This is a genomic window from Gilvimarinus sp. 1_MG-2023 (assembly GCF_030548285.1).
This window is the reverse complement of sequence record NZ_JAUOSC010000944.1, coordinates 1-276: the sequence shown is the minus strand read 5'-3', so window position 1 is coordinate 276 and position 276 is coordinate 1. Positions and strand designations below refer to the sequence as shown.

1 pseudogene is annotated in these 276 nt (G+C 55.8%); it reads left to right on the top strand.

What is annotated here, in order from left to right:
• Positions 1–276 (top strand): annotated as a pseudogene (locus tag Q4563_RS19650) (DNA repair protein RecN); the annotation flags it as partial.

Below are 276 nucleotides of genomic sequence, written 5' to 3'. Positions count from 1 at the left end.
CAACAGGCACTGGCCGCCAGCACAGGTGACGACGGTGACAGCCAGGGAGCAGCCCAGATGGCCTGGGTTGCCTATCAGCAACTCTTGCGTATTGATGACCAGCACACCAGCCTGACAGAAGCACGTGACTTGATGCAGCAAGCCCAGATACTGCTCGAGGAAGCAGGTCACTCGTTACGTCACTATCTGGAGCAGGTAGACATTAACCCCCACCGGCTACAGCAGGTAGAGCAACGTCTCAGTGATATTTTCAGCATGGCACGCAAGCATCAGATC